A 25,617-nucleotide genomic window follows, 5' to 3' on the forward strand; every position below is an offset into this window, starting at 1 on the left:
CGCCCCTGTCCGTTTCAGTCGCCAAGGTGAAAACAGCCGACACGGATCATCCCGGCCAAGCCTGCAATCCGCTGTCGGACGAAGAAAGGAATCTTCATGGCCCTCCCCCGAAAAAACATCCGTCTGAGTTTGCTGGCAATCGTGCTGGCATCAATCGGCGGATGGATTGCTGGGGCCGGCCCTGATGGATTCGGTGCATCAGCCCAGCCACCAATACCGGATGCCTTTGCGATACCGCCGAATGCCGGCGCAGGCACATTGGATCTTCCGCAGCCGATCCGGCCGGGTGATGCGGGGCGAGAACAACGGAACAACGAACAAAAACGCACCGAGGCGGCTGACCAAGCGGTGGCCGCCGATGCCCGAATCGCCAAGCTGTTTGGTGAAGTCTCTCAGGTCGACGAACTGCCTTCCGACCGTCGCAGCCAAGCCCAATCGCCGGCCGCCGATGCCGTGTTTGCCGCTGAAGCAACCGGTCGGAAAACCGCCGACATCGGTGACTTGCTGAAACGATCCAAGTCGGCTCATGGAGTTTCCATCCAACACCGCACACCGATCGTCAGCGACACGCGGGTCCGGGGCCAACGGGTCGGGCAAGTCTTAGCATCCGGGTCTTACTGGGCACCGGCTCGGATGGACTTGGACACGATGATGAACAAGATCGACAGCCGGCTGATCGAAGACACGATCCTGATCAAGGGCCCCTACGCGGCGCGATATGGCCCCGGATTCCGCTTTGTCGATTTGGAGTTCATTCATACGCCGCGTTACGACGGTGGGCCTGAAATGCATGGCATGACCAGTGCCACGTACAACACCAACGGCGAACAGTGGTACGGACGTCAATCGATCTGGGGCGGCAGCGATCGATACGGCTATCACATCAGCTATGGCCACCAAACCGGAAACGACTATGAAACGGGGGCCGGATTCACGATTCCCACCAGCTATAAATCGCGTGATTTGTTTGTGGCGATGGGATACGACCTGTCCGACAGCGAAAGCATTGAATTCAACCTGCTGCGGTTGGACCAAACCGATGTCGAATTCCCAGGACTGGTGTTCGATTTGAACTTCCTGGTCACCGACGGCTACGAAATCACCTACACCGACACCAATCCTTACATCGGAGAACGCTTTACCGCGGAAGTCTGGTACAACCGAACGCGATTCGAAGGCGACACCCTGCGTCCAGGCAAAAACGACCAGATCCCGACCTTGGTATTCGACTTGGAATCGCCTTCCGGCTTTGACGGCTATGCCGTGACCGACGGTGATGCCCTGTCAGGTGGCTATCGATTGGAAAACACGTTCGGATGGCAAAATTGGTGCGGGCAAGAAGGCCAGTGGGCGATCGGCACCGACATGATCCTGCTGAATCAGGAACTGAACGATATCGAACCACTGGCGCCGCCGGACGACAACAACTTTCCGATCCCACGCAGCCACTCGGTCGACATCGGTTTTTATGTCGAAGACGTCGAAAAGGTCAGCCACCAGTTGACCATGACGGCCGGCGCGCGGATCGACGCGGTATTTACCGATTCGCGCGACATCGTCGACGGCGTTCCCGCCCCGATGTCGGATTTGAAGGACAGCGAATTGGAACAACAGTTCCTGTTAGGTTCCGCCTATCTGACCGCTGAATACGAATTGATCGACGGCTGGGCGGTCGAAGCGGGCCTGGGCACCGCGCATCGCCCGCCGACGTTGACTGAGATGTACGCTGACAACTCCTTCATCGGTTCGCTTCAACGCGGGCTGACGTTCTTGGAAGGCGATCCGCAACTGAGTTCCGAAAAGCTATATCAGATCGACCTGGGAACCCATTACACCGACGAACAGTTTCGCTTGGGCTTGTTTGGCCACCATGCGTGGATCCACGACTACATCACCTATGACTTGGTATCCCCCGCCGGTGCCATCGATGGATTTCCGCAAGGTGCAGCCTTGGTCAACACCGATTTGGCAACCCTGGCCGGTTTCGAAACCTATGGTCAGTACGATGCCAATCGGATGGTCAGCCTGTTCGGCATCCTGTCGTTCGTCGAAGGCCGCGATCATTCACGAAATAAGCCCGCGCGACAGTATTCGGGGACGTTCCGCAGTGACGTCGACAAGGATGAAGAACCGCTTCCTGGCATCGCGCCGCTGGAAGCCCGACTGGGGATCTTGCTGCAAGACCCATCGCCCGAGCGTCGCTGGGGAATCGAATTCTTGACACGGATCGTCGACAACCAGGACCGCATCGCGGACAGCTTGGAAGAAATCGAAACACCGGGCTTTACCGTCTACAACCTGCGAACATATGCCAGGTTCAATCAATGGCTGGTGACCGCGGGTGTCGAAAATCTGTCCGACAAATTTTATCGGGAACACATCGACTATCGTTCCGGGCTGGGCGTCTTTCGCCCCGGCATCGGGTTTTACGCCGGGGCTCAGGTCAACTACTAGGCGAAGCGTCGGGATCTTGATTCCCCACCCAGTCCGGACATTCCGCAACACCGATGCAACCGTGCGTCACGCATTCGCGGACCGCACCGACCGATCCGGGGTGTCACAAAGCGTGACCTAGGCTTCTGGCAAGTACTGCGCGTCAAACGCTTGGACGTTGATGCGTTCGCCGTTGCCCTCATCACTTGCGCGCCCATGACTGTGACACCGACCGCCGGCCCGATCGGATCCCCCGCCACGCCATCGGCCGCTCTGGCGCACCATGACGCCGAAGCCACCATCGAACACGCCGGCCAAGTGACCCCCGCCGATGCGGTAGGCGAAGAATCTTGCTTGGTGCAAATCTATCCCGCCGATGTGATCGATGGCATGCTGTCGCTTGATTCCGGAGGGCTGTCAATCGGCCGCGACATTGTTTGTGACCTGGCGTTGGACGACACCAGCGTTTCCCGTCGCCATGCCGAAATCACGCAGGACGGCCAAGGCCACTGGATCGCCGATCACGGCAGCACCAATGGAACCCTGGTCAATGGCGTACGTGTGGACCATGTCCGGTTGCAATCCGGCGATCGGATCACGATCGGAAGCTTTATCTTCAAATACCTTTCGGCCGGCAGTGTTGAAAGCCAGTATCACGAAACCGTCTATCAATCGCTCACTCGTGACGCGCTGACGGGAACACTGAATAAACGGGTGCTGTTGGATTCACTGCGACGTGAAATCGCCCGTTCACGGCGTGATCACCGTCCCATCGCGCTTGCCATGATGGACATCGATCACTTCAAAAGCGTGAACGATACGCATGGGCACTTGGTCGGCGATGAGGTGCTTCGCGAATTTGGACGCCGGCTTTCGATCGAGTGCCGCGAAGACGACGTACTGGCACGCTACGGCGGCGAAGAATTCTCGTTGTTAATGGCGTCCACCAGCCGTGAAGAAGCGCTGCAGATCACCGAACGCTGTCGTCGCTGCATCGCCGACACGCCGCTCGAAACCGCGGCGGGTACTCTGTCTATCTCCGCCAGCTTTGGAATCGCGATCTACTGCGGTGAAGAAAAGTCATCGCCCAATGAACTTCTACAGATCGCCGACATGCGTCTATACGATGCCAAACGTGGTGGCCGAAACCGTGTCATCGGCTAGTGGGCACCGTCATTGCACACATGAGAAGCGACGCCCGTACTTGAATCCCCCAGGCATGATTCTTGGGCGATAGAATTGGCCGCCGAGCCTGCTTGTCCCATCACAGCCATTCCACCAATGTCTCAACGGGTGCCCCAACCATGGACGCCAAAAACGCCACCCCCAAGCGACTGTACACCATCATCATTTTGCTGGGGGTTTTGATGATTTTAGGTGGGACGTTGTTTGGCATCGTCTTGCCGATCTATCGATCGTATCGGTCGGGGCACACGATCATCAATCAATCCGTCGGTAACGACGAAACGATCACCGTCGACCTTGATCCGCAGATGAATCCCATCCGGATCGGCGGGCGTATTGACTACTGGGCTCCGTCACAACAGCGTGAAATGGAATCGATCACCATTCATGCGACGCTACGTCGTCAAGACGAAATGATCTGGGACAAGAACATCGCCGTCGGCCGAGGTTTCGATCACGACGACGACCGTTTCGTGCGTGCCGGCGACGTCCACCAAGGCTTCAACCTGGAAACGTTTCACATTGATGTGTCCGACCAGTACCAGTACCGGCAAACGGTGACGTTGCCCGACGGCTATCGCCTGCAGCAAACCAACCTGGAAATCCGCCGCAACGTCCAGCCCGTGGATGTGACGGCGATCATCATCGGGGCCGCGTTCATTCCCCTGGGCATCGCCGCGATCTTGATCACGGCGCTCCTTTGGGCCCGCCAGGGGCGAACGCAGCTGTCGTTACCCCGCAGCATCGTCGTCGATCCCTAGCGAATCAGAACTGAAAATCCGACAGGTCCAGCGGATCATTCATCGCCGCTTGCTGTCGTTGTAGTTCAGCGAACAAATCTTCGACGATCGGTCGTGAATCGGCATCACCCGCCAAGTCATGCATCTCTTTCGGGTCGGCCTGGATGTCATACAACCGAACCACGCCGGCCTTGGGATAAACGATCAACTTGTACTGGTCGGTTCGGATGCTGCGTTGCAGATCCAGATAGGCACCGTAGACGGTTTCGTACCGGCTGGGCTGCCCGTCCAGTATTGGCAACAGGCTTTGGAATTCCACGTGCTCGGGCTTCTCCACTCCGGCCAATTCCAACGTGGTCGGCATGACGTCTTGCAAATAGATCGGTTGATCGACTTTTCGGCCGCCTTCGACATCCGGACCGACCACAAAGAACGGCACGCGGACGCTGTGATCGTACAGATTTTGCTTGCCGATCAATCCGTGCTGGCCACATGCTAACCCGTGATCGGCGGTGAAGAAGATCCACGTATTATCGGCTTTGCCGCTGTCATCGATCGCTTTCAAGATCCGTCCGATCATCGCGTCCATGTGCGTGATGATCGCGTAATACTCTTGGCGATTGACTTGAATCGAATAGGGCGTCCGGGGAAACGGCGCGAGTCGAGCGTCACGCAGTTTCGGGCCGCAACCGATCTGCTCGGCATACGGATAAACGGGCAAGAAGTTCTCGGGCACCTGAATTTGATCTGCCGGGTACCGGTCGACGTACTCTTGAGGCGACTGGCGTGGGTCGTGCGGTGCGTTGAATGCCAGATACATAAAGAACGGTTCATCACGCCCGGCAGCCTCGGTCAAGTAGTCCTCGCTGTGATTGGCGACGACTTCGCTCCAGTGGATCCCGCCTTCCCAGAAGCCACCGAACTTTGGATCCGATGGTGACCAGTTGTGATCGTCCGGTCCCAAAGGTCGGTTGTATCCCTGCGGGGTATCCTTGGGCATGCCCGGGCGAATGTCCTTGGCCACATCGAAGGCCTTTTCCGCATTCGCCTTACAGTGCCATTTGCCGGTCATGTAAGTGCGGTATCCGGCCGACTTCAGATACTCGCTCCACCAACGCCCTTCCTGACGTTCCTGTTCGCTTCGGTTCCAAATCTCGTTGGCGTTCCAAACAAATCGGCCGCTGTTAAGCATGGTTCGGCTGGCCACACACACCGCACCGCTCCACGACCCCATGTTGTAGGCGTGGGTGAACGTCGTCCCGCGACGTGCCAGCGAATCCAAGTTGGGTGTTTGGACTTCGGCGTTGTTCCAGCTGCCGATCGTCTGAAAACACTGGTCGTCGGCGAAGATGAAAACGATGTTGGGCCGTTCCGATTGCGGGGCGTCGTCGGCCGCAACGGCGGGGCGGCTGACCGCCGTTGTAAATGCCAACACCGCCCCAAACGCGGTCATCGATTTGGTGAATCGGACAAAATTCATGGCGGGATCTCGGTGGGAATGGAGTGGATGGGTCGGTGACGATCGAAGATTCGTCGACGAACTTTCCCGTACTTTAATCCCTGCCGGGCACATCGGCACCGTAGGCGCCCGTTGCCGTCATCACGTTACCCGGCATCACACGCGCGGACGAAACGGCAAGACGAGCTAGCCGGTCGAATCACGCCGCAACGAAATCAACAATCCGAATCCCGCCAGCAAGATGATGACCGCCATGGGCAAGGCGGCCGCGATCGAAACGGCCTGGAACGCCTTCAAGCCACCGACGGCCAACAGCGACGCCGCCACCAAGCCTTCGGAGATCGCCCAGAACAAGCGGGTCCCGATGGGCGGATCCAAGTCGCCCCCCGACGCGATGATGTCGATCACCATCGACGCCGAATCCGACGACGTGACAAAAAACAAGACGATGCAAATGGTCGCGATCCCCACCGTCAATGTGGTGATCCAAGCCGACGAAAACATTCCGTCCAGCATCACGAACAACACCGTGGGTAGCGTAGCGATTTGCCCGGTATGATCCGCCGTGACGATCGTCGAATTCAGATACTCCACCGCCGTCAACGGCTTCGTCTGTGCGACAAACCTGCCGTCTTCGCCCAACTCAGGCTGACCTTCCTCGTCCAGCACGGCGACTTCATAGGTCGGCGTGGACGGAAGCGGGATGTCGTCGCTCTGCTGGGCGGCGACACGCTCTTTCTGGACTTCGGCATGCTGTTGCAACGCCGCATTGCCGAACGCCGTCAGCCAAGCGATGCCGACCAACGTGGGAACCAGCAGCGTCCCGATGACAAATTCGCGAATCGTTCGACCGCGAGAAACCCGTGCGATGAACATGCCAACAAACGGCGACCATGCGATCCACCAAGCCCAGTAAAACACGGTCCAATCGTTCAACCACTGAACGCCATCGTTATCCAGCACGCCCGTTCGAAACGCATGGGTCGGCAACATTTGCAGATAAGCACCGATGCTATCCAAGAAACCAGCCAGGTAACTGGATACACCGACTCCAGCAATAACGGCCAGCAACAGCACGAACGCAAGCGACATGTTCCCTTCGCTCAATCGCCGGATACCGGTATTCAACCCCAAGCACACCGACACGGTGGCGACCAAGGTGATCGCCGCGATCAAAACTGTCTGCACAAGCGGACTGTTGTTCCAATTGAAAAGGAAAGCCAAACCGGCGTTGACCTGACGTGCCCCGACACCCAACGACGTGGCCACGCCGATCATCGTGGCGACGATCGTGGCGACATCAACCGCGTCGCCCAGCAATCCGTCCACCCGCTTACCAAAAATCGGCGAAAGCAGTGATCGGAAACTGAGCGGTTGCTGATGCCGAAAGGAGTAATAGGCCAACGACAATCCGACGGCGCAGTACAACGCCCACGGATGAATCCCCCAATGAAAGATCGTCGTCGCCATCGCAACTCGCGATGCCGAAGCGTCGGCGGGAAAGCCGGGGGGAGTCTGCAGATAGTGCGAAATCGGCTCAGCGACGCTGTAGAAAAGCAGCCCGATGCCCATCCCGGCGCTGAATAGCATCGAAAACCAAGCTGCCAATCCGAATTCCGGCTGCTCGTCGGGACGGCCCAACCGAATCTTGCCGTAGGGGCCGAAAGCCAAAAACAACGACAACGCCAGCGACGCGTTCATGATGCCGACGTAAAACCAGCCGAAGTGCTGGCCGATGGAATCCCGTACCCGGGTCAATCGGTCGACCGACCATAGTTCAGGCATAGCGACCGCCGACAACACCATCCCCAGGATCACCGTTGCCGCCACCGGAAATACAACCGGATGCACGCGAAACAGTTGTTTCCAAGACTTGGTCGGGGTGTTTATCGCAAGATCGGTCGCCGAGTCGTTCGATCCGGCGACCGTTTGGTCGTCATCGCCAATGGGATTCACGGGGCGGTGCTTCAGGATGAGGCAGGTTTTTGAAACAGAAAGATGCCCCATGCCAAATGGCCCGCTTTGCCGCCGTCAATCCAGTGCCGCAGCCCCGCTTTCATTCGCGTCAGATAGTCAGGCGAAATGGACTCCTTCAATCGTTCTGCTTCCGCCTCCGTGGTGGCAAGCACCCGTGCGTAGTGACGCGCCAACTGCTCGGTCATGGGCTGAAATCCCAGGTCCTTCCAGCCCAGGCGTTCGGCGGTCCGCTGGTAAAAACCGGGCGACCCGAGATCCATCAAATGAATCCGCGACAAAATCGGATCCAACACGCCTTCGGGACAGTCATCGGATTGCATCGGATCGGTCATCACAAACCGGCCGTTGCACCGGAGCACTCGATCGACTTCCTGCAATACCTTGACGCGATCACCGCTGTGCAAGATGGCGTCTTGCGACCAGACGACGTCCACACTGGCATCGTCCAGCGGGATCGCTTCAAAGCTTCCGTCGATGACTTCGATGCGATCCTGCAACCCCGCCTCGGCGTTCATTTCACGGTGCCGGCGATTTTCGGCTTCGCTCAAATTCAGCCCGTTCACTCGACAGCCGAATCGCTTAGTCAAGTAACGTGCAGCGCCGCCATAGCCGCAACCGATATCCAAAATGACCGACGATTCGTCCAGCGGACCAATGCGATCCGCCATCGCTTCCACCGTCCGTCGACTGGCAGTGCGGATCGGGTCGTCTTCGCTTTTGTACAAGCCGACGTGGATGTCTTCGCCACCCCAGACCTGTGCGTAAAACGCGTCCGCGTCTTCACTGTTGTAATACTGGCGTGCCGTTTCGGTCGCCTGGCCGTAGGTGGTACCGCTCATCGTCGATCTCCTTCACCACCGGCGTCGGTGACGTCTTCGTCGTCGTAATCGACGTGCCCCGCGTCGGCCGGCGCCCTCTGATCCTTGGGCAACAAACTGTGGTAACACTTTTCGGCCACGTGAACGAAGAAATCAGGATCCGCTTCGTGATACGTTTCCTGGAAATCCCCGTAGGTGTCCACACGCTGGAACCCGACCTGCCGCATCAGGTCGATCGTGTACTGCTTTCGCAGGGGGAACATATTCAGGTGGTACGTCGATCCGTCAGGGAACTGGTAGCAAAAACGGGCCAAACCATCGTCCATGTGTTCGGGTCGGGCCGAAACTTGGTCGCCACAGTAGTAGTACTGATGCTTTGAATCGAAACCATGATCCAGGATGGAGTCATAGTTCCGCTGGTCGATCACCAGCACGCCGTCGTGCTTCAGGGCCGAGTAAAATTCCGCCAACGCCTTGCGACGGTCGCGATCCGAAAACAGGTGCGTGAACGAATTGCCCAAACAGATCACGGCATCAAATCGGCCGGTCACGTCACGGTTCAACCATCGCCAATCAGCCTGGATGGTTCGCAAGACGTGGCCCCGCCGGCGGCCGTTTTCGAACGCCTTGGCCAGCATGTAGGGGCTGCCGTCGGCACTGACGACCTCAAAACCGGCTTCGATCAGCCGAACCGAGTGAAAACCGGTGCCGGTGGCCACATCCAGGACCTTCCGGACGCCGCGTTTACGCAGTTCCTCGATGAAAAAATTGCCCTCTGATTCCATCCGCTGATCCCAGTCGATCAGCTCATCCCACTTCTCGACAAACCCCCGGACGTATTCGTCGGTGTACTTGTTGGTGTCGCGAATGGAGGTCGGATCGTCACCGTATTGTTGGGGATGGTAATCCAACAAGGAATTTTCGGTATCAGACGGCACAGGCACTCTCCCTCAGCTGTGAACAGGCAAACGGCCGGGCAGCGGCTCGGATGTCTTGGAAACCCAAGCGGGCCCAATCGCCACCGCAAAGTATTTTGATCTCAAAACTTTCGACTCAAAGCAACAGCAGCCTAAAGGATACGGCTCGAAAGGTACAACGCCCTTTCGGTTGACCGGCGATATTTGTCGTTCAGATCGGTCCCAACGGCCCGTTGTCCCATCGCTTCGGGGGTTTTGCGATTTACAATTCCATTTGGCCATGGCGTCGCCAATCGATCAGCCCACCGAGCCCCGTAGCACGTGCCTTGTCTTCATCGCCGCAATCATCCCCGCCCTCCACGACCGCTCCGATGGCCGGCGACGACGGTCCCCCCCATCGTCCAGCGCCCGCGGATCCGCTGAGCCTGGAAAATCAGATCGTCGCTTCGATTCGAAAGATCATCCGTGCCGTCGACCTGCATTCACGGCACCTTGTCGGCGGACACGGACTGACCGGACCGCAACTGGCCGTATTGCAAGTGATCACCGGGCACGCGCCGATATCGCCCAGCGCGGTGGCGAAACAGGTCCACCTGAGCCAGGCCACCGTGACGGGGATCGTCCAGCGTTTGGAAAAACGGCAACTGGTTGCTCGTCAGCCCAGTCAATCCGATCGACGATCGGTATTGATCACCCCCACCACCACGGGCCAGGAACTGTTGGCGGCTTCGCCATCGTTACTGCAGGATCGTTTCCGCGAAGCACTGTCGGGACTGGAACCTTGGGAACAAACACAGATGCTGGCGACACTGCAACGCATCGCCAGCCTGATGAACGCCGACGCCATTGACGCGGCTCCGCACCTGACGCCGGGTGACATCACGGTCGACGCTTCGCGGGCGACACGCAGTGGTGAAGTCGAACGGACCGCGCAGCGTGACCGCGCGGAACCGTCATCCTGACGACGGACCGTCCATCGTTGTCACTCGCAACGCGTTTGAACCTTCGCCGGTGCTCCGGTTTCAACCGACTCGGCCGCCGCCTGACACATGGCAACCGACCAGCGTCCATCCATTCCGGTGCAATGCAGCGGCGTGTCATGCACGATGGCCTGGCACACCCGTTCGATCTGGTCTTCCAATTCGAACAGTTCGCCGGTCGGCTTGTCGATCGGGACCGTGACCACCTCGTTGCCGTCAAAGGCTCGCAACTGAAAGGTCGGGTGACGGGTGCGGTCCATCGCGCCGCTCCATGACGCCCACAGCGCTCCCTTGGTCCCGGTAACTTTGACAGTTTGGTGATGTTCAAAAGCGGCCAACGTTTGACTGATCACGGCATACGGGCCGCCGTCAAACCGCATGATCGCGCTGAAATTGTCCTGCAGTTCGGGATGATCCACTTGTCGTGAACTGGCGTTCGCGTAGATCGTCTGCGGATCGCCGGCAGATTGCAGATACCAACGTGCCAAATCGAAAAAGTGGATGGGTTCTTCCAAAATCCAGTTGCCGACTCGATTGATGTCATACCGCCAACCGCCACTGCCTTGCCGATACGGATTGCGTGACAGTTCCACCAAACAGTAACGCGGATCACCGATAAAGCCTTCGTCGATCATCGATTTGACTTTGCCCCACATCGATGACAGACGTAATTCATGCCCGACGCAAAGCAAGCGATCTCGGCTTTCGGCCAATTCGATCATCGACGTGCACTGTGACACATCCAGCCCCATCGGCTTTTCTAACAACAGGTGCTTGTTTGATTCCAGAACCGCCGTCGCCACGTCCAAATGCAAGTCGCTGGGAACCACCACGTCGACGACATCCAAATCATCTCGAGATGCCAATTCGCGAAAATCGGTCGTGACCCAAGCATCGGGGTAAGCCGCCTGTGCCGCCTTTGCCGATGCTTCGCTGTGTGTGGCGATGGCGGTCAACGATGCTTGACCACATTTCGTGATGGCGTCGGCATGGTGTTGGCCCCACGCCCCAAAGCCGACCAATCCGAATTTCACGGGTGCGTCTTGGTTCTCTGCGCTCATTCGATTTCAAATCCTTGTCGATACTCTCGGGTCATCAATTGGTTTGCAATGTCGTCGTCGATCACCCGCTCGGATTCCGCATCCCAACGAAGCGGACGGTCCAAACGAAGTGTCAAGTTGGCCAAATGACAGGTCGTCAGCGTTCGATGGTGCGATGAAAAATCGCTGATCGGTTGCCGGCGTGTCCGCATGCAATCAAAGAAGTTGGCCATGTGTGTCGTCGGCAAGCTTCCACCGTATAAGGACCGCAACGACGATTCGGCGATGGGTTTGTCGGCCAACTGATCCACCGGAATCCCCTCCAGTGTGCCACGGTTCACAAAGAACCGCCCGGACTGTCCTTCGAACGTGATGCCGTTTCGCGAACTATCGATCACCATTTCGACACCGCCATTGAATTCCGCGGTCACCGAAAAATCCACCGGCGTACTATAGGTGTCGTCGCGACGGGGCATGCCACGCGAATCCAGCGTCTGATTCCAGTCGGCCGTTCCGCGGATCGATACCGGTCCGCCGCTTTCATGACCGATTGCCCACTGGGCGATGTCCACGTGATGCGCCCCCCAGTCGGTGATTTGACCACCGGCGTATTCGTACCAAAACCGAAACGTTCGGTGACATCGCTGTTGGATGTATTGGGCCACCGGCGCGGGCCCCTGCCATGCATTCCAGTCCAACTTTGGGGGCACCGGTTCTGTGGCAAAAGGACCGCCGCGACGTCCCGAACCGATCCCACATCGGACACGTCGCACTTTCCCAATCCGTCCGTCGCGAACCATTGCGATGGCGGTCAGGAACCTTGATTCGTATTCGCTGCGTTGTTGGGTGCCGACTTGGAACACTCGCCCCGTTTCGCCAATGACCTTTCGCAGCAACTTGCCTTCATCAATCGTCACCGTCACGGGTTTTTCGCAATAGACGTCTTTGCCACTTCGCAATGCTTCGACCGCAATTTTGACATGCCAATGGTCGGGCGTTCCGATCAATACGGCGTCGATGTCATCACGGTCGATGATGCGTCGATAGTCGGCGATAGTCTCGGGATGCTGTTTTCCAACCCAACCGGTGACGGCATCACGTGCCACTCCGTCGACGTCACAAACGGCCACCAAATCCGCGTGCTTTTGAGCTTGCAGTGCGATTGCGATGCCACGTCCGCGGCGTGGCTTGCCGTTACCGGCATCCGGCTGATACCCCACCCCGACAACCGCAACACGGGGACGATCATTCTTTTCTTGTGCCCCCAACACCTGACCGCGTGGGTACGCGACGGTCGTCGCGCCGACCGCGGCAATCGATCGAGCAAGGAATACACGACGCGTCGACATTCGGCCTTTCATCATCGTCACCAAGGGATCCTGAGTTTTTTCGATTGATCGTCAACGTTACGCCCACGCAAAGCATGCGTGGCAACGCCCTTTCCAAAATCGTAACGCCGACGAAGCGGTCCGTTGGGTCAATCACCTTAAAAAGCACCGCGGGGAACAACCACCTTCGCCACGTGGTAGACTGCGGTCCCCACCTGGTCGCAACAAATTCGCGATCACGAATTGCCCCACCCGCCTTTCTCTCGCTTTGCAAGGGAGCCGTCATCGATGCCGCCGATGAATGACTGCAAGCTGTTGGAACTCGACACACAGCAAACTTGGGACGACACACGTTTCCCGATCGCGTACGGCCCAGAAAATCCTGCGATGGATTTGAACGACACGGTCGCTTGGGTCGGCGAAAACCGCGAATCGCTGTTGCAGCAGTGCACCCGTCACGGTGCCGTCGCATTACGCGGGTTCCCCACCGACACGGTCGAATCGTTTGACCAGGTCATTCGTGCCTTGGAGGTCGAGAACTTTCCGTACGAACGTTCGCTTTCCAACGCCGTTCGGATCAACCGAACCGAGCGAGTGTTTTCGGCCAACGAAGCACCGCCGGAGGTGCAGATCTTCTTTCACCACGAGATGGCACAGACGCCGCTGTACCCACAGTACATCTTTTTCTATTGCGAAATCGCAGCCGAACAAGGTGGTGCAACGCCACTGTGCCGCAGCGATGTGCTATACGAAAAGCTGCAACAACGTTGCCCCGACTTTTGCGACGCGTGCGAACGTCACGGCCTGCAATACACCAACGTCATGCCCGGCAGCGATGACCCGACGTCGGGAATGGGACGCAGTTGGCAAAAAACCCTGGGCGTCGAAACGCGAGACGATGCCGAAGCACGATTGCGGACGCTCGGCTACAGCTTTCTTTGGCAAGACGACGGATGTTTGAAAGCCGTCACACCACCATTGCCCGCGGTGATGGAAGTGTCCCCAGGACGCAAGACTTTCTTCAATCAATTGATCGCGGCATATTGCGGGTGGAAAGACGCCCGCAATGATCCATCCAAAGCCATTCGTTTCGGCGATGGATCACCGCTGGATGCCGACGCGGTTTCCGTCGCAATCGAACTGTCCGATGAACTGGCGTACGACCACGCTTGGCAACAAGGCGACATCGTCCTGTTGGACAATCGTGTGGCGATGCACGCCCGACGATCGTTCGTGGGAACGCGAAAGGTCGTCGCGTCGCTGGCGGAAATGCAAACTCAGTCGTTGGTGACCGCGTGAGCGGCGGTGCCCCCGACACACCGGAAACCGACGCAGGTCCGTGGTACCGCGGCGTGACACGGTACCAATGGTTGGTGCTGGCGATCGCTTGTGCGGGCTGGGTTTTCGACGTTTACGAAGGCCAGATTTTCAATCTGACCCGAAACGACCTGTTGGGCGATCTGCTGGAAAACCCCGAGGCTGGGCGACAGTTTTGGGGCGACGCCTTTCTTGCGATCTTCCTGGCGGGCGGAACCATCGGCGGGTTGCTGTTCGGTTCGCTGGCCGACCGATACGGCCGCAGCCCGATCATGATCGTGACGATCCTGATGTATTCCCTGTTCAGCGGGCTGACGTACTTTGCCAACGACATCTACACCGTTGGCGTGTTGCGTTTCTTGGTCGCCCTGGGGATCGGTGGCGAGTGGGCGGTTGCCGCCAGCCTGGTCAGCGAAGTGTTTCCCAAACGTGCCCGCGCCCAGGCATCAGGAATCTTCCACGCCAGCAGTATCCTTGGCACTTGGCTGGCTGCACTTGCGGCCATGCTGGTGGGAGTTCATTGGCGTTATGCGTACTTGCTGGGCGTTCTGCCCGCGCTGTTGATCGTGTGGGTTCGGGCCAGTGTCAAAGAGCCCGAGCGTTGGCAGGCCCAGAAAAATTCCGAACACGCGAATCAACTTGGCAGCTTCAAAACGCTGCTGCTGGATCCGCGATGGGGTTGGGTCGCGGTCCGTGGAATGTTATTGGCTGCGGTGGGACTGGGAACGTTCTGGGCGGTGACCGTTGCTGGCCAGGACCTGATGCGTGAATTGTTGTTATCCAACGGTGTGGACGAAGACACTGCTGGCAGCCGAGCGAAGTTTGCCTATGGGATCGTTCAAGCGGCCGGTGGCGGCCTGGGATTGTTGTCCTTCGGTCCACTGTGTGCCAAGTTCGGACGCAAACCGACCTTCATTGCGTTTCAAGCCCTGGCGCTATTGATCGTACCGATCACCTGTTTTGTCCCGCAGACCTATTGGCAGCTGATCGTATTGATGCCCATCTTCGGATTTTTGACGCTGGGGATGCACAGCGGTTTTGCGATCTATTTCCCGGAATTGTTTCCGACCCGGATTCGCGCCACCGGTGCAAGCTTTTGTTTCAATGGCGGCCGCCTGATGGCTGTTCCGGTTTTGCTGTTAAGCGGTTGGTTGAAAGACCTGGACACGATCGCACTGCCGACCGCGGTGACGGTTTTGTCATCATTGTTCATCGTCGGAATTCTGATCATGTTAACGTTGCCTGAGACCCGACAACGTGATTTGATCGAAGACTAAACCGACCATGGATGACACCACCACGATGATTCTGATTGCGACCGTGGCCGCGATCGCAGGATTCGCCCACAGCGCGATCGGTTTCGGATTTGGAATCGTGTCGCTGTCACTGTTGCCATTGATCGTGGATGTGCGTCAATCGCACATCGTCGTTTCGACCGCCAGTGTTCCGGTCATTCTGATGGCCGCGTGGTCGTTCCGTCATGGGTTGAATTGGCGTGACGTTCGTCCGGCCGTTATCGGCGCGATCGTCTTTCTTCCCATCGGGCTGATGCTGTTTGAATTGATGCCGATGGGGTGGCTGGTTCGCGTAACGGGACTGGCCATCCTGCTGATGGTCCTGATGAATTACCGAAACCGGCACCGGAAAACCGGTTGCGATACGGACGGACCGGGAATCGTCCCGGCGGATGCAGCCACCACCTGGCCCTGTTTCATCGCGGGCGGACTGGGCGGCTTTCTGGCCGGTGCGGTCAGCATTGCAGGGCCGCCGATGGCCGCATTCGGATTGAAGCGAGGCTGGCCCGCGGAACGATTCAAAGCGTTCATGAACTTTTATCTGCTGGTCGTCGCGATGTACAAAGTCGGCGGGATGGTGGTGCGAAACCTGATTGATCGCGAAGCTCTGATCCAGGCCTGTTGGCTGGCCCCCGCTGCGGTCGTTGGCATTGTGGTCGGCGCCAAAGCCAGCCGTCACTTTTCCAACCGCTGGACCGAGGCTTTGGTCACGACCAGCCTGCTGGCGATCGCGGTGTATTTCATCGTCGGCTGATCGAGCAACCGACCATTGATCGATCCGCCGCCGAAATTACCGGCAAACGAATCAATCCTTCAATCCTTGCTCCCGCTGCCGGCCGCAATCGAAAGCACCACTTTCATGTGTTTTCCATCGGCGGCGACATCAAAAGCGTCTTGGCACTGATCCAGGCGATACCGTGCGGTGATCATCGAATCGACTTCGATTGCATCGCGACGCATCGCTTCGATGGCCGGTTCAAACGGCCCACAACGACTGCCCACGACCGTGATTTCATCGATCACTAGCGGAGCCAGTGACGCGGCATGAGGTGCCGCCACGGTTGTCTTTAGCACCAACGTTCCGCGAGGCCGCAGCCATTTCATCGCGGTGTCGATGCCGGTTGGGCTGCCACAGCATTCAACGGCCAAGTCGACATCCCGCGTCTTGGGAACATCGTCCCGATCGCAGGTTTCGATTCCCAACGATTCGAAACGCTGTCGCTTCGGCGCATGCTTGCCCACCACTGTCACATGACAGCCGTGATGGCGCAGAACTTGGGCACACAGATAGGCCAACCGGCCATCGCCGATCACGACACACCGCGGTGCACTAGACAACTTGACCTGAGCCGGAATTTGAAAAGCGGCCGCCAGCGGTTCGACCAAGGTGGCACGGTCGTCGCTGACATCATCAGGAACCAAATGCAGATTTCGCTCCGGCACACAGACCTGTTCCGCGAACGCGCCGTCATGGTTCAAGATGCCCAAGACCGATCGGTGGGGACAATGTGTCGGCCGGCCCGCCCGACACGTCGGGCATTGGTGGCAACTGCAATTGATTTCACCAACCACCCGACGACCGGCAAAGGAACCGTCGCGGGCCATCCCGACAAACTCATGGCCCGGCACGCCACGAAACCCCATGTACCCGGCTCGAAGCTGAAGATCGGTTTCGCAGATCCCCGCCTGGATGACGTCAACGACCACTTCCCCCTGCCCCGGATCCACCTGGTGGTCATCGATGGCGGTGATCCGTCCGTCGTCTAGGTACAAAGCCTGCATGACAGGATCGTCGATGGATGGGAAACGGGTGGGACGTCGAAGCCGATCGCAATGAAGGGCCGGCGGATTGTAGCACGTGACGATTTGTATCATCCGAACCCGCCGGGGCCCCAACTTGTGAACGCCCTGCCGGGGGCATAAAACATGCCCTACGAGCCGCGATACCGTTGCACAAGGCGGCGGTGAACGCCAGCGGTCGATGGCCGCATGCTACAGAATCGGTCCTTGACCCGCGGTATGGTTCCCCAACCGAACTTTTCCCTTTCTTCAAGAGAGAGCAACCTAATGTCTCAACGGCCATTGAATGTTGGAATGATCGGCGGCGGCGGCGGCGCTTTTATCGTCCAGCCTCACCAGCGTTCGATTCACTTTGACGGAACCCGCCGGGTGACCTGTGCTGCGCTGCACCCGGATCCCAAGGTAGCCAAACAGGAAGCGGAAGCTTGGGAATACCCGCTGGTCGGATACGAAAGTTACGACCAGATGATCGAAGAAGAGTCCAAGAAGCCGGTCGGCGAACGGATCGACTATGCCCTGATCGTCACGCCGAACCACGTCCACTTTGATCCCGCCATTAAGTGCGTCAAAGCCGGCATTCCGGTCTTTTGCGAAAAGCCGCTGACGTTGAATTTGGACGAAGCCAAACAACTGGTCGCGGCCGTCGAAGAACACAAGGTCCCGTTCTGTGTTTCGCACACGTACCTGGGCCACTGGACCAGCCGTTTCGCACGCTTCATCGTCACCAGCGGGTTGATCGGCGACGTCCGCTTTGTGGATTCGCGTTACCTGCAGGGATGGTTGGCAGAACGAACCGAAGACACCGGCTCGGTGCAAGCCGAATGGCGTGTGGATCCCAAAAAGTCCGGTGCCAGCCTGTGCGGCGGCGACATCGGAACGCACGCACTGATGCAATTGCGTTATGTCACCGGTTTGGATGTCACCCGCGTCCAAGCCAACCTGGAAACCTTCGTTCAGGGTCGCGTTTTGGACGATCACTTCACGACCTATTGCGAACTGTCCAACGGCGGCAAGGCACTTGTTCGTGCGACCCAGATTGCGATCGGTCACAAGAACGACCTGGGCATCGAAGTCAACGGATCCAAGGGAACGCTTTCATGGCGACAAGAATTCCCCGAAGAACTGACGATCTGTCTGCCCGGTCAACCGGACCGCACCTACTTCCGCGCCAGCGTGACCGCCAACGACGGCTTCTTGGGCGACTTGCCGGAAGACTTGATGGCCGAGCCGAACATTCCCGCCGGTCACCCCGAAGCGTTCCATGACGCGTTTGCACGTTTGCACCGCTGTTTCGAACAAGACGTCCGCGCGTACAACGATGGCAAACCGTTCGACTGTGACGGCAGCAAATACGCCAACGTCTATGACGGATTGATCGGCATGCAGTTCATCGATGCCGCTGTTCGCAGTAACAAAGAAAATGGTGCCTGGGTCGATATGTAATTCCCAACGCACCAACGCCGCGCGACCGAGCGTGGTCGACCGTTGATCGCAACGCCGAGATTTCCGATCCTGGAATCTCGGCGTTTTTCATGCGCCGTCTTCGCGTTCCGTGGACGCCATGGCGTTTTAGGCATCGGATAACAATCGCCAAAAATTCCCCAGGCGTGAAATCAGCATTTCAACCGACTGCAACCAACCGGCCGCTAGGCGGGGAACCACTGGTAGAGCATCAGGTAAACCATGACGCCGGTCACCGACACATACATCCAAATGGGATAGGCGTAGCGAACCAGGCGTTTGTGCGCCACGATCCGACGCTTGTAAGCCAGGTACACCGCACGCAATGCCAGCACCGGCACGGCCATTGCCAACAACAGGTGCGGGATCAGAATCGCAAAATAGGCGATGCGTGCGGCAGTCGGCGCATCGGCAGGAAACTTCTTATTCGGTTCACCCGTGGTGACCTGAAGAGCGACTTTGTGCAACAGATACGTGGCCAAAAAGAGCCCGCTGACCACCACGGCGGCGATCATCAGATTGCGATGCTTACGCCACTGTTTCTGTTTGATCTTGACCAGCCCGGCGACCAGCAACCCGATGGCACACAGATTCAACGCTGCGGTCACATGGGGCAGATTGGCCGCTAAAAATTCCCACGACATACTTGGCGGATCCTTAGGTCTGATCGTCCAGCATTCCACGAATGCTTTCTTTTAACTTGTCCATCTGCCGCGGTTCTGGCCAGCTGTAGAAACCTTCAATTTCCCCGGCCGCATCGACCAGGGCAAATCGTTCGGTATGGAACTGTTTGTCGACCGGCTGGCGAAAGATCTCGGCGCCCACACGGCGGATGTAATCCAAGTCCCCGGTCATGAACAACCACTGGTCCTTGTCGGCACCGAACCGGGTGGCGTATTCGCGCAACACTTCCGGGGTATCCGTTTCCGGGTCAACACTGATGGCGACAAAACGGACACCCTGGCCTTCGAATTCGTCCTGCAACTCACGTAGCTTTTGATTCTGGCTGACACAAATGCTCGGGCACGTGCTGTAGAAAAAGCTGACCACATAAGGCCGCCCCTTCAGGTCTTCGCTGCTGACTTTCTGGCCGCTGCGTTCGATCAGTTCAAACCGGCTGAGCCAAGCTTCGTCTTCCGGCGGCTTGCTCGGTTCGTCGTTTCGTGTCGCGTCCACGTCCAGCGGCTGGTCGTTGGTGAAGACGACCGCACCTTCGGGAACTTCATTCGGGGTGTTTTGACGCGAGGCGCGAAGAACCAGACCGGCAATCAAACCGGCGGCCAAAATAAAAACGATGTTCAGTGCAACTTTCATGTTCGCTTTGTCCGATTCGAAGGATTCATGGTTGCTGACCTGATGAATGAATTCCGCGATCGATCTTCCGCCGCGTCTTCTGCCGTGGACGGATCGCGTTGGCGATCAAAAATCACCAGCGGGTGCAACGCCCGCTGAACCGCCTAAGCGGAATCCGGCCCTTGCCGGCTCTTGCGGCGACCGCTCGGGAAAGGCGACGACGGCTTTGTGGCTTCGTTGCCGCCGAGGGTTTAGGCCGACACCAGGATGCAAACGGTGGTGACCAGCAGTACGCCGGGCAAGGTCAGCAAGGATGACCGCAACATTGTGCGGCTGATGTCGTCGGCCGGACATGCGGCAAATCGACAGGATGCTTTCCAAAGCGGCCAGCACGCCGCCAAAACGGCCAGTGCCCCGGCGAAATTCCACCACACGAGGCCGCCTTGCAGACACAAGACCAACCCACAACCGGCGATGGCCAACGTCCCGACCAAACTTTGAATGGCGGCCGATCGGCCGGTCGGGTCCGATCCGGTCGTCATACAGAATCCCGCCTCCTTGTACTGACGACGATACAGCCAGGCGATTGACATGAAGTGCGGGTATTGCCAGGCCGCCAAAACACCGAACAGCAACCAAGGCGTCGGATCAGCCAAGCGTCCCCCCGCGGCCGTGAATCCCATCAACACGGGCAACGCCCCGGCAACGGCGCCCACGGTCGTGTTCCATGCGGTCCGCGTTTTCATCGGCGTGTAAACCAACACGTACAACGCCCACGTGGCGATCCCCACGATGGCCGGCGCCGCGCCGAACATCGCCCACAACAGGACGGTACCGCCCAGGCCCCAGAACAGGGCCCAACCGATCGCGGCAGCCGCCGACATCCGACCGGCGGGCAACGGCCGACCGGCGGTGCGGACCATGCGTCGGTCGATCACTCGTTCCCAAATTTGATTGGCGGCACCCGCACTGGCGGCAACACCGCCGGTCCCGATCAACAGCCACAGCATTGCGACCACCGACAAACCGCCGGCTCCCTCGGGACGCAAAGCCGCACCGATCATCGCCGTCGCGACCGTGGTCACCAGAATCATGGTCACGATCCGTGGCTTGGAAAGAACCAAGACGTCCGACCAAAAACCCGCCTCCGATTTACTACCAGGCACTGCGGCGCCCCGACGACCGGCCGGTTCCACGGACGGGGGCACAGCGTGGCCCAGACCGCCGGGCTGCAAAGGCTGCCCCGATTCGGCCGACCAAGATGACGGATCCGCCGACTTGGCGGTTTCGGCAATCAGCATCGCGTTGGACAAGGGCTTGTTCGTCGGTAAGAGGGTGAACCGGCGTCGATGGCCACAGATGATCGACAGACTGGAAAAACGGGCAAGACATCGGCCTTGGGCCGGCCCAACCCGCCAGGGTGTTTACCGCAAATCCGCGTCAAAGGCATCAGACGGCCGCCGCGACGGACGTCTGTGGCTTGGTCGCATCGACCGGCACGGCACCGCCACGATCCGAAACCGCCGCCTCGGCGTGCCGGCAACGCAAGACCATCAACAACAACGATACGGCCAGGGCCAAAATCAACGACCCGATGGCAACGTGCCCGGTCACAATCCAGGATTCGACGAACCCTTTGGCGCGAACCAGAAACCCATCGGCTCCCGGCATCCACCGCAGGAACGACGGAAAACCATAGTTAACGACCCAGGTGCCAAAGCCCAAAACGATCTGCAGTGCGACAAAGATTACCAAAGCCGACGCCAGACGCGAGAGCGTCAAATCGCCGCACCCCCTAATCAGAGGCCAAAGCAGAGCCGCAAAAACCAAAATCCCCAAGGCAATCAACATGTGGGCGACCGCCAGGGCGGCAAAACCGTCCGGTGAAGCCCCTGGCTGGGCGTGACGCAACATCGCCCCCAAAACAAGCTGGCCATAGCTAGCCACCGCCAACACGCCGGCAACGGCCACCGTCAACCGTCCGGGCTGTCGTGTTTGCTCTACCTCACTGATTTCGCCGCTCGCTTGGCGACGCCACCACCGGCTGCTGCCCACAACCGCGGCGGCCGCCAACGCAAAGAAGGCCGGGCCGACACAGCCGTGAACCATCGCTAAAACCTGGTCGCTCATCACGACCCGCAAACCGCCCAAGACTCCCTGTGCGATCACGGCGATCAAAATGGCGAAGCACAACATGACGAACCAAAAGCGGTCTTCTTTCCGCCAAGCAGCCCACAACAACGCGATCGCCACCAATCCGACCACACTGCCCAGCAATCGGTGGCCGTGTTCGACCATGATGTCAAAAGGCCCCGATAGCCAAGTCGACACGGGATAGAGAAACAAGTTGTAGCCGTAGGTCCCCGGCCAATCCGGTACCGACATGCCGGCGTCGTAGGTGGTAACCAATCCGCCGATCCAAATCAACGGCCAGGCCAAAGCGATCAACAGCCAAGCCAATCGCCGGACGATCCGGGTGGATTCAACGGGATCGGTTTGTTTCAGGCTGTCGGTCATCGTTTCAGCAAAGTCGTCGGTGCAAAGCGATCCGGTGGAATCGACGCTTTCGGACGTCCCACCGTCCGTTTCGCCGTCGACGCCGTTTCGCGTCGTTAAGTCTTTCGTCGGTCAAAAAAAATTTCGCCTGTGATGCCTCCCAGCACACAGCCGCCGGCTCCGAAAATCGCCCCGGCGACCAAGCCGTCTTGGCCCAGCAGAAACATCAAACCGATGCCCAGGGCCAAGCCCAACAGTGCGCCCACGGTGCGGTAATTGTCTCGGCTCAATTGGTGATCTCCGTCGCCAGTCAATTCGGCAGGTTGCGGACAAACAATCTTGGGGACCCGTTCAGATCGTCAGGATTCTAAATCCGCCGCCGCCGTCAACAGGCGGTCATTTCTGGTTCAGCCGGCCGGTGGGGTATCAACAGACGAATCCGCAGGGCCCGATGGCACCGCATACGATTCATGCTGCGCATCCGCACTCCACGCCAGCGGCCCCATTTTATCGTCCCCGGGATCCGACGCGGCCGTTTCGGCCGGTGTCGCCCCCTGTCCCAGCGACTGGACGTATGCGACCAGCGCCCAGATTTGACGCGGGCTCAGCGATGTGCCATCGCCCTGCTCGGAAATCATCACCGCTGGCATCGGGGAACCGGCGATCCCTTGCGAAATGATTCGATAGATGGCTTCGGGCGTCCCGGCCCCGCGATAAACGCCATCGGACAACCGACGTGGCAGCACCGGACGTGGCGGCAAGGCCCCCAGTGCACGTACCGGAGCCAACGCTTGATCGTCGTCGGGACTGATGCCGATCCGCGACGTGTATTCTTTCGTCCAATCGTCATAGTCCAGGGTCGGCACGTCCGCACGTCCGCCCTTGCCGTGACAGCCCACACAGTTGGCATAGACGCCTTCGTAAACATCGCGTCCCATCGCCACCGCTTCGTCGGACCACTGGATCGACTTCGTGTCCGCGGCCACCACCTGCAACAGATCCTGTGGCACTTCGGGCACCTCGGCAACCTCGTCGGAAGCATCCCGCCATTGGCCGACGACATCGTCCAGAACGTCGGCGATGACGTCGGCCGCTTCGGTGTCACGTCCGTCTTCGCTTTCAAAGACCATCGCCAAATTCAGATCGTCCTCCGGCGGCGTGTCTTCGTACCCCAATTCATCCACCGCGACGGCCATCAGTTCTCGTTCCGTCTCCCCGCGAACCGACAGGTAAATCGTGTAGTCGACCAGTGTTTGCCGTTGCTCGGGACTGAGAATTCGGTAGGACGGCATCGACGTCCCGGGAATACCTCGCTTCAACAATTCCAGCAGATCCTCGCGAGTCGGCTTGGACCGCCGTTCGGTCGACTTCCACTTAAAAACACCGCGACGAAAGTCGCGTGGATAGGGATTCTGATACAGCGATGCGGGCCCATTGCCGCTGCCCGAAACGCCGTGACAAATCACACAGTGTTCGCGATACAGCCCGCGATGCTGGTCGGCTTGATCGCTGCTGATTTTGCCGATCGCCAGTTCCAGGTTGCCCACGTCGCGCAGAATTGATGATTGTTCATCGTCCAGCCAATCCGACGGCCAGCGTGGTTCCAGCGGCGTCCCGAACAATTCGGTGATCACGGACTGAACATGATCGGCCGCGACATCCGCGGGAATGTCCCGCGTTTTTTCCAGCGACAACGCGTACAGAAGATTGGGGTCGAATTGGTCGACCGTCTTTTCGCAACCGACCCAGGCCGCGACCGACAAAGCGGCGGCCAAACAAATCAGGATCGGGCGACGAGAATAACGAAACGTCATGGCGGGAAAGGCAGAAGAATTTCGCAGGGTTGGGATCACCCATTGAACCGCCAAGCGGCGTCTTTGCAAACGCCGCGTATCGTCGCATGCCGCGGAAAACCGGCGGCTTCGGTTCAAAAATTGCCGCTGCGAATCACTCGCCCGACAGTGCGTCGGCCGGGACCGTCACGGTGCCCAAGTCGTTCATGCCGGGTTTGATTTCGACTTCGAATCGCGAACGACGCCATGATTCCGACTTGCCGTCGATCGTGACTTCATCGATCCGGCCCGCTTCGTGAAAGATGCGGAACGTCAATTCTTCGCCGGCCGGCAAGCCTTCGATCTCGATCATTCCGTCTTCATCACTGACCGCCGCGAACGGATGCTCCAAGACAACCACGTAGGCCTTCATCCAAGGGTGGATGTTGCATTCGACCGGAATCGGTGCCGGCTCGGCTTCGACCAAATCCACCGACTTTTCTTGGCCGGTCGGGATGGTGAAGTTCTGGGGATCGTTCCGCAGGAAGTTCAAGTTCGCGTTGTGGCCGACGGGATCGGGGTTGGTGACCGTCAATTTGTCGCCGGTTTGCGCGATGATGTACCGAGGTTCGAAACGGCAGTTTTCGTTGGCCAACACGTGATTCGCACCTGCGGGCTCGGTTTCCGGCAAATCGGGAGTCCCACGACCGGTGTACACGTACACCACCGCGTTCTTGATACCCTTGTTGGTCGGATTGACGATCAACGCTTCATTGGTCAGTCCGTGTTTGCCACAAAACTGGACGTCCTTGTTGACGTCGATCGGCGCCGGCTTGACCGGGTCACCGCCATAGACCAATTGCATCCGCAGGGTCCCGGTTTCGGCCCTGAGGGCACTGACGGTCGACAGACAGGCGGCTGCGGCAAGCAATGCGGGCAGGCAAAAGGATGTCGCGATCTTCAAAGCTGAATTCTCCACTGACGGGAAAAACGGTTGGGTCAAAGGACGGTGTCGTCTCGTCAATCCGGACGGGCACTGACCGTGGCCGGGACACGACACGTTAATCGATAATGTTCAATCAAGGGTGAAGCACGCGGCGGCCGATCTCCGCTGTGTTGATTTTCCGCCCATATCTTTGGCCAGGCAAACGCGAACCGATCAGCCCCTGCCGATGGCAGCAATACCAATGCCGTCGGGTGGGGGCGACGTTCATGCAATACGCCCAAAGTCCACCAGGCAATCGCTGCGGTGGAAAACAGCGGATCAAAAAAAGCAGTCCCGCCGGCAAATAAGCTCCGGCGGGGA

Annotated in this window: 22 protein-coding genes; 8 read left to right on the forward strand and 14 right to left on the reverse strand. The window is 58.6% G+C overall.

Annotated elements, in window-relative coordinates; translation table 11 throughout:
- Nucleotides 1–96 precede the first annotated feature (96 nt).
- The 3 genes from HFP54_RS06085 to HFP54_RS06095 all read left to right on the forward strand — a co-directional run bounded on the left by HFP54_RS06085 (nt 97) and on the right by HFP54_RS06095 (nt 4,379).
- The gene (locus HFP54_RS06085; protein WP_168564443.1) at nt 97–2,454 is read left to right on the forward strand and encodes a TonB-dependent receptor; all 2,358 of its coding nucleotides are present in this window, start codon (nt 97–99) and stop codon (nt 2,452–2,454) included.
- 195 nt (nt 2,455–2,649) lie between these two features.
- On the forward strand, nt 2,650–3,597 hold the full coding sequence (locus HFP54_RS06090) for a diguanylate cyclase (RefSeq protein ID WP_168564444.1): 948 nt from the start codon (nt 2,650–2,652) through the stop codon (nt 3,595–3,597).
- 140 nt (nt 3,598–3,737) lie between these two features.
- Nucleotides 3,738–4,379, forward strand: coding sequence for a hypothetical protein (locus HFP54_RS06095; protein ID WP_146410530.1), 642 nt, complete (start codon nt 3,738–3,740; stop codon nt 4,377–4,379).
- A 4-nt stretch (nt 4,380–4,383) separates the two neighbouring features.
- Here the strand turns inward: HFP54_RS06095 and HFP54_RS06100 are convergent, their stop codons facing one another.
- The 4 genes from HFP54_RS06100 to HFP54_RS06115 all read right to left on the reverse strand — a co-directional run bounded on the left by HFP54_RS06100 (nt 4,384) and on the right by HFP54_RS06115 (nt 9,550).
- Nucleotides 4,384–5,811, reverse strand: a complete 1,428-nt coding sequence (locus HFP54_RS06100) for a sulfatase family protein (RefSeq protein WP_168564719.1) — start codon at nt 5,809–5,811, stop codon at nt 4,384–4,386.
- 192 nt (nt 5,812–6,003) lie between these two features.
- Nucleotides 6,004–7,773: a BCCT family transporter gene (locus tag HFP54_RS06105; RefSeq protein WP_168564445.1), complete on the reverse strand. Its 1,770-nt coding sequence runs from the start codon at nt 7,771–7,773 to the stop codon at nt 6,004–6,006.
- Nucleotides 7,774–7,784: 11 nt separating this feature from the next.
- The gene (locus tag HFP54_RS06110; protein ID WP_168564446.1) at nt 7,785–8,633 is read right to left on the reverse strand and encodes a methyltransferase domain-containing protein; all 849 of its coding nucleotides are present in this window, start codon (nt 8,631–8,633) and stop codon (nt 7,785–7,787) included.
- Nucleotides 8,630–9,550, reverse strand: a complete 921-nt coding sequence (locus tag HFP54_RS06115) for a glycine/sarcosine N-methyltransferase (RefSeq protein ID WP_168564447.1) — start codon at nt 9,548–9,550, stop codon at nt 8,630–8,632. Before HFP54_RS06115 ends, HFP54_RS06110 begins: the two co-directional genes overlap by 4 nt.
- 350 nt (nt 9,551–9,900) lie before the next feature.
- On the opposite strand from HFP54_RS06115, the gene HFP54_RS06120 reads away from it, so the two are divergent.
- Nucleotides 9,901–10,491: a MarR family winged helix-turn-helix transcriptional regulator gene (locus HFP54_RS06120; RefSeq protein ID WP_168564448.1), complete on the forward strand. Its 591-nt coding sequence runs from the start codon at nt 9,901–9,903 to the stop codon at nt 10,489–10,491.
- 20 nt (nt 10,492–10,511) lie between these two features.
- Here the strand turns inward: HFP54_RS06120 and HFP54_RS06125 are convergent, their stop codons facing one another.
- Nucleotides 10,512–11,570, reverse strand: coding sequence for a Gfo/Idh/MocA family protein (locus HFP54_RS06125; protein ID WP_146410525.1), 1,059 nt, complete (start codon nt 11,568–11,570; stop codon nt 10,512–10,514).
- Nucleotides 11,567–12,898, reverse strand: a complete 1,332-nt coding sequence (locus tag HFP54_RS06130) for a Gfo/Idh/MocA family protein (RefSeq protein WP_168564449.1) — start codon at nt 12,896–12,898, stop codon at nt 11,567–11,569. The genes HFP54_RS06125 and HFP54_RS06130 overlap by 4 nt, the downstream gene beginning before the upstream one ends.
- A gap of 276 nt (nt 12,899–13,174) precedes the next feature.
- On the opposite strand from HFP54_RS06130, the gene HFP54_RS06135 reads away from it, so the two are divergent.
- From HFP54_RS06135 to HFP54_RS06145, 3 genes are read left to right on the forward strand one after another with little or no spacing between them, the layout of a single operon-like run.
- On the forward strand, nt 13,175–14,176 hold the full coding sequence (locus HFP54_RS06135; RefSeq protein ID WP_206036022.1) for a TauD/TfdA family dioxygenase: 1,002 nt from the start codon (nt 13,175–13,177) through the stop codon (nt 14,174–14,176).
- A complete protein-coding gene (locus HFP54_RS06140) occupies nt 14,173–15,471 on the forward strand; it encodes an MFS transporter (RefSeq protein WP_168564451.1) in 1,299 nt (432 codons plus the stop codon). The genes HFP54_RS06135 and HFP54_RS06140 overlap by 4 nt, the downstream gene beginning before the upstream one ends.
- A 7-nt stretch (nt 15,472–15,478) precedes the next feature.
- The gene (locus tag HFP54_RS06145) at nt 15,479–16,243 is read left to right on the forward strand and encodes a sulfite exporter TauE/SafE family protein (protein WP_168564452.1); all 765 of its coding nucleotides are present in this window, start codon (nt 15,479–15,481) and stop codon (nt 16,241–16,243) included.
- 59 nt (nt 16,244–16,302) lie between these two features.
- On the opposite strand, the gene HFP54_RS06150 is transcribed toward HFP54_RS06145, so the two are convergent.
- A complete protein-coding gene (locus tag HFP54_RS06150) occupies nt 16,303–17,271 on the reverse strand; it encodes an MDR/zinc-dependent alcohol dehydrogenase-like family protein (RefSeq protein WP_168564453.1) in 969 nt (322 codons plus the stop codon).
- Between the two features lie 285 nt (nt 17,272–17,556).
- Here HFP54_RS06150 and HFP54_RS06155 point away from each other — a divergent pair, with 285 nt between their 5' ends.
- Nucleotides 17,557–18,732, forward strand: coding sequence for a Gfo/Idh/MocA family protein (locus HFP54_RS06155; RefSeq protein ID WP_146410519.1), 1,176 nt, complete (start codon nt 17,557–17,559; stop codon nt 18,730–18,732).
- A gap of 203 nt (nt 18,733–18,935) precedes the next feature.
- On the opposite strand, the gene HFP54_RS06160 is transcribed toward HFP54_RS06155, so the two are convergent.
- The 7 genes from HFP54_RS06160 to HFP54_RS06190 form a co-directional block, all read right to left on the reverse strand.
- A complete protein-coding gene (locus tag HFP54_RS06160) occupies nt 18,936–19,394 on the reverse strand; it encodes a DUF420 domain-containing protein (RefSeq protein ID WP_168564454.1) in 459 nt (152 codons plus the stop codon).
- A gap of 13 nt (nt 19,395–19,407) precedes the next feature.
- Nucleotides 19,408–20,064, reverse strand: coding sequence for an SCO family protein (locus HFP54_RS06165; RefSeq protein WP_168564455.1), 657 nt, complete (start codon nt 20,062–20,064; stop codon nt 19,408–19,410).
- 230 nt (nt 20,065–20,294) lie between these two features.
- A complete protein-coding gene (locus HFP54_RS06170) occupies nt 20,295–21,356 on the reverse strand; it encodes a protoheme IX farnesyltransferase (RefSeq protein WP_235951295.1) in 1,062 nt (353 codons plus the stop codon).
- Between the two features lie 136 nt (nt 21,357–21,492).
- Nucleotides 21,493–22,560, reverse strand: coding sequence for a COX15/CtaA family protein (locus tag HFP54_RS06175; protein WP_146410516.1), 1,068 nt, complete (start codon nt 22,558–22,560; stop codon nt 21,493–21,495).
- 95 nt (nt 22,561–22,655) lie between these two features.
- Nucleotides 22,656–22,829, reverse strand: a complete 174-nt coding sequence (locus HFP54_RS06180) for a hypothetical protein (RefSeq protein WP_165701490.1) — start codon at nt 22,827–22,829, stop codon at nt 22,656–22,658.
- A 117-nt stretch (nt 22,830–22,946) separates the two neighbouring features.
- Complete coding sequence (locus HFP54_RS06185) at nt 22,947–24,353, reverse strand: cytochrome c (protein WP_168564456.1); 1,407 nt, start codon at nt 24,351–24,353, stop codon at nt 22,947–22,949.
- A 133-nt stretch (nt 24,354–24,486) separates the two neighbouring features.
- Entirely contained in the window at nt 24,487–25,275 is a 789-nt protein-coding gene (locus HFP54_RS06190; protein WP_235951296.1) for a cupredoxin domain-containing protein, read from the reverse strand.
- Between the last annotated feature and the right edge of the window lie 342 nt (nt 25,276–25,617).

The organism is Crateriforma spongiae (genome assembly GCF_012290005.1).
GTDB lineage: Bacteria > Planctomycetota > Planctomycetia > Pirellulales > Pirellulaceae > Crateriforma > Crateriforma spongiae.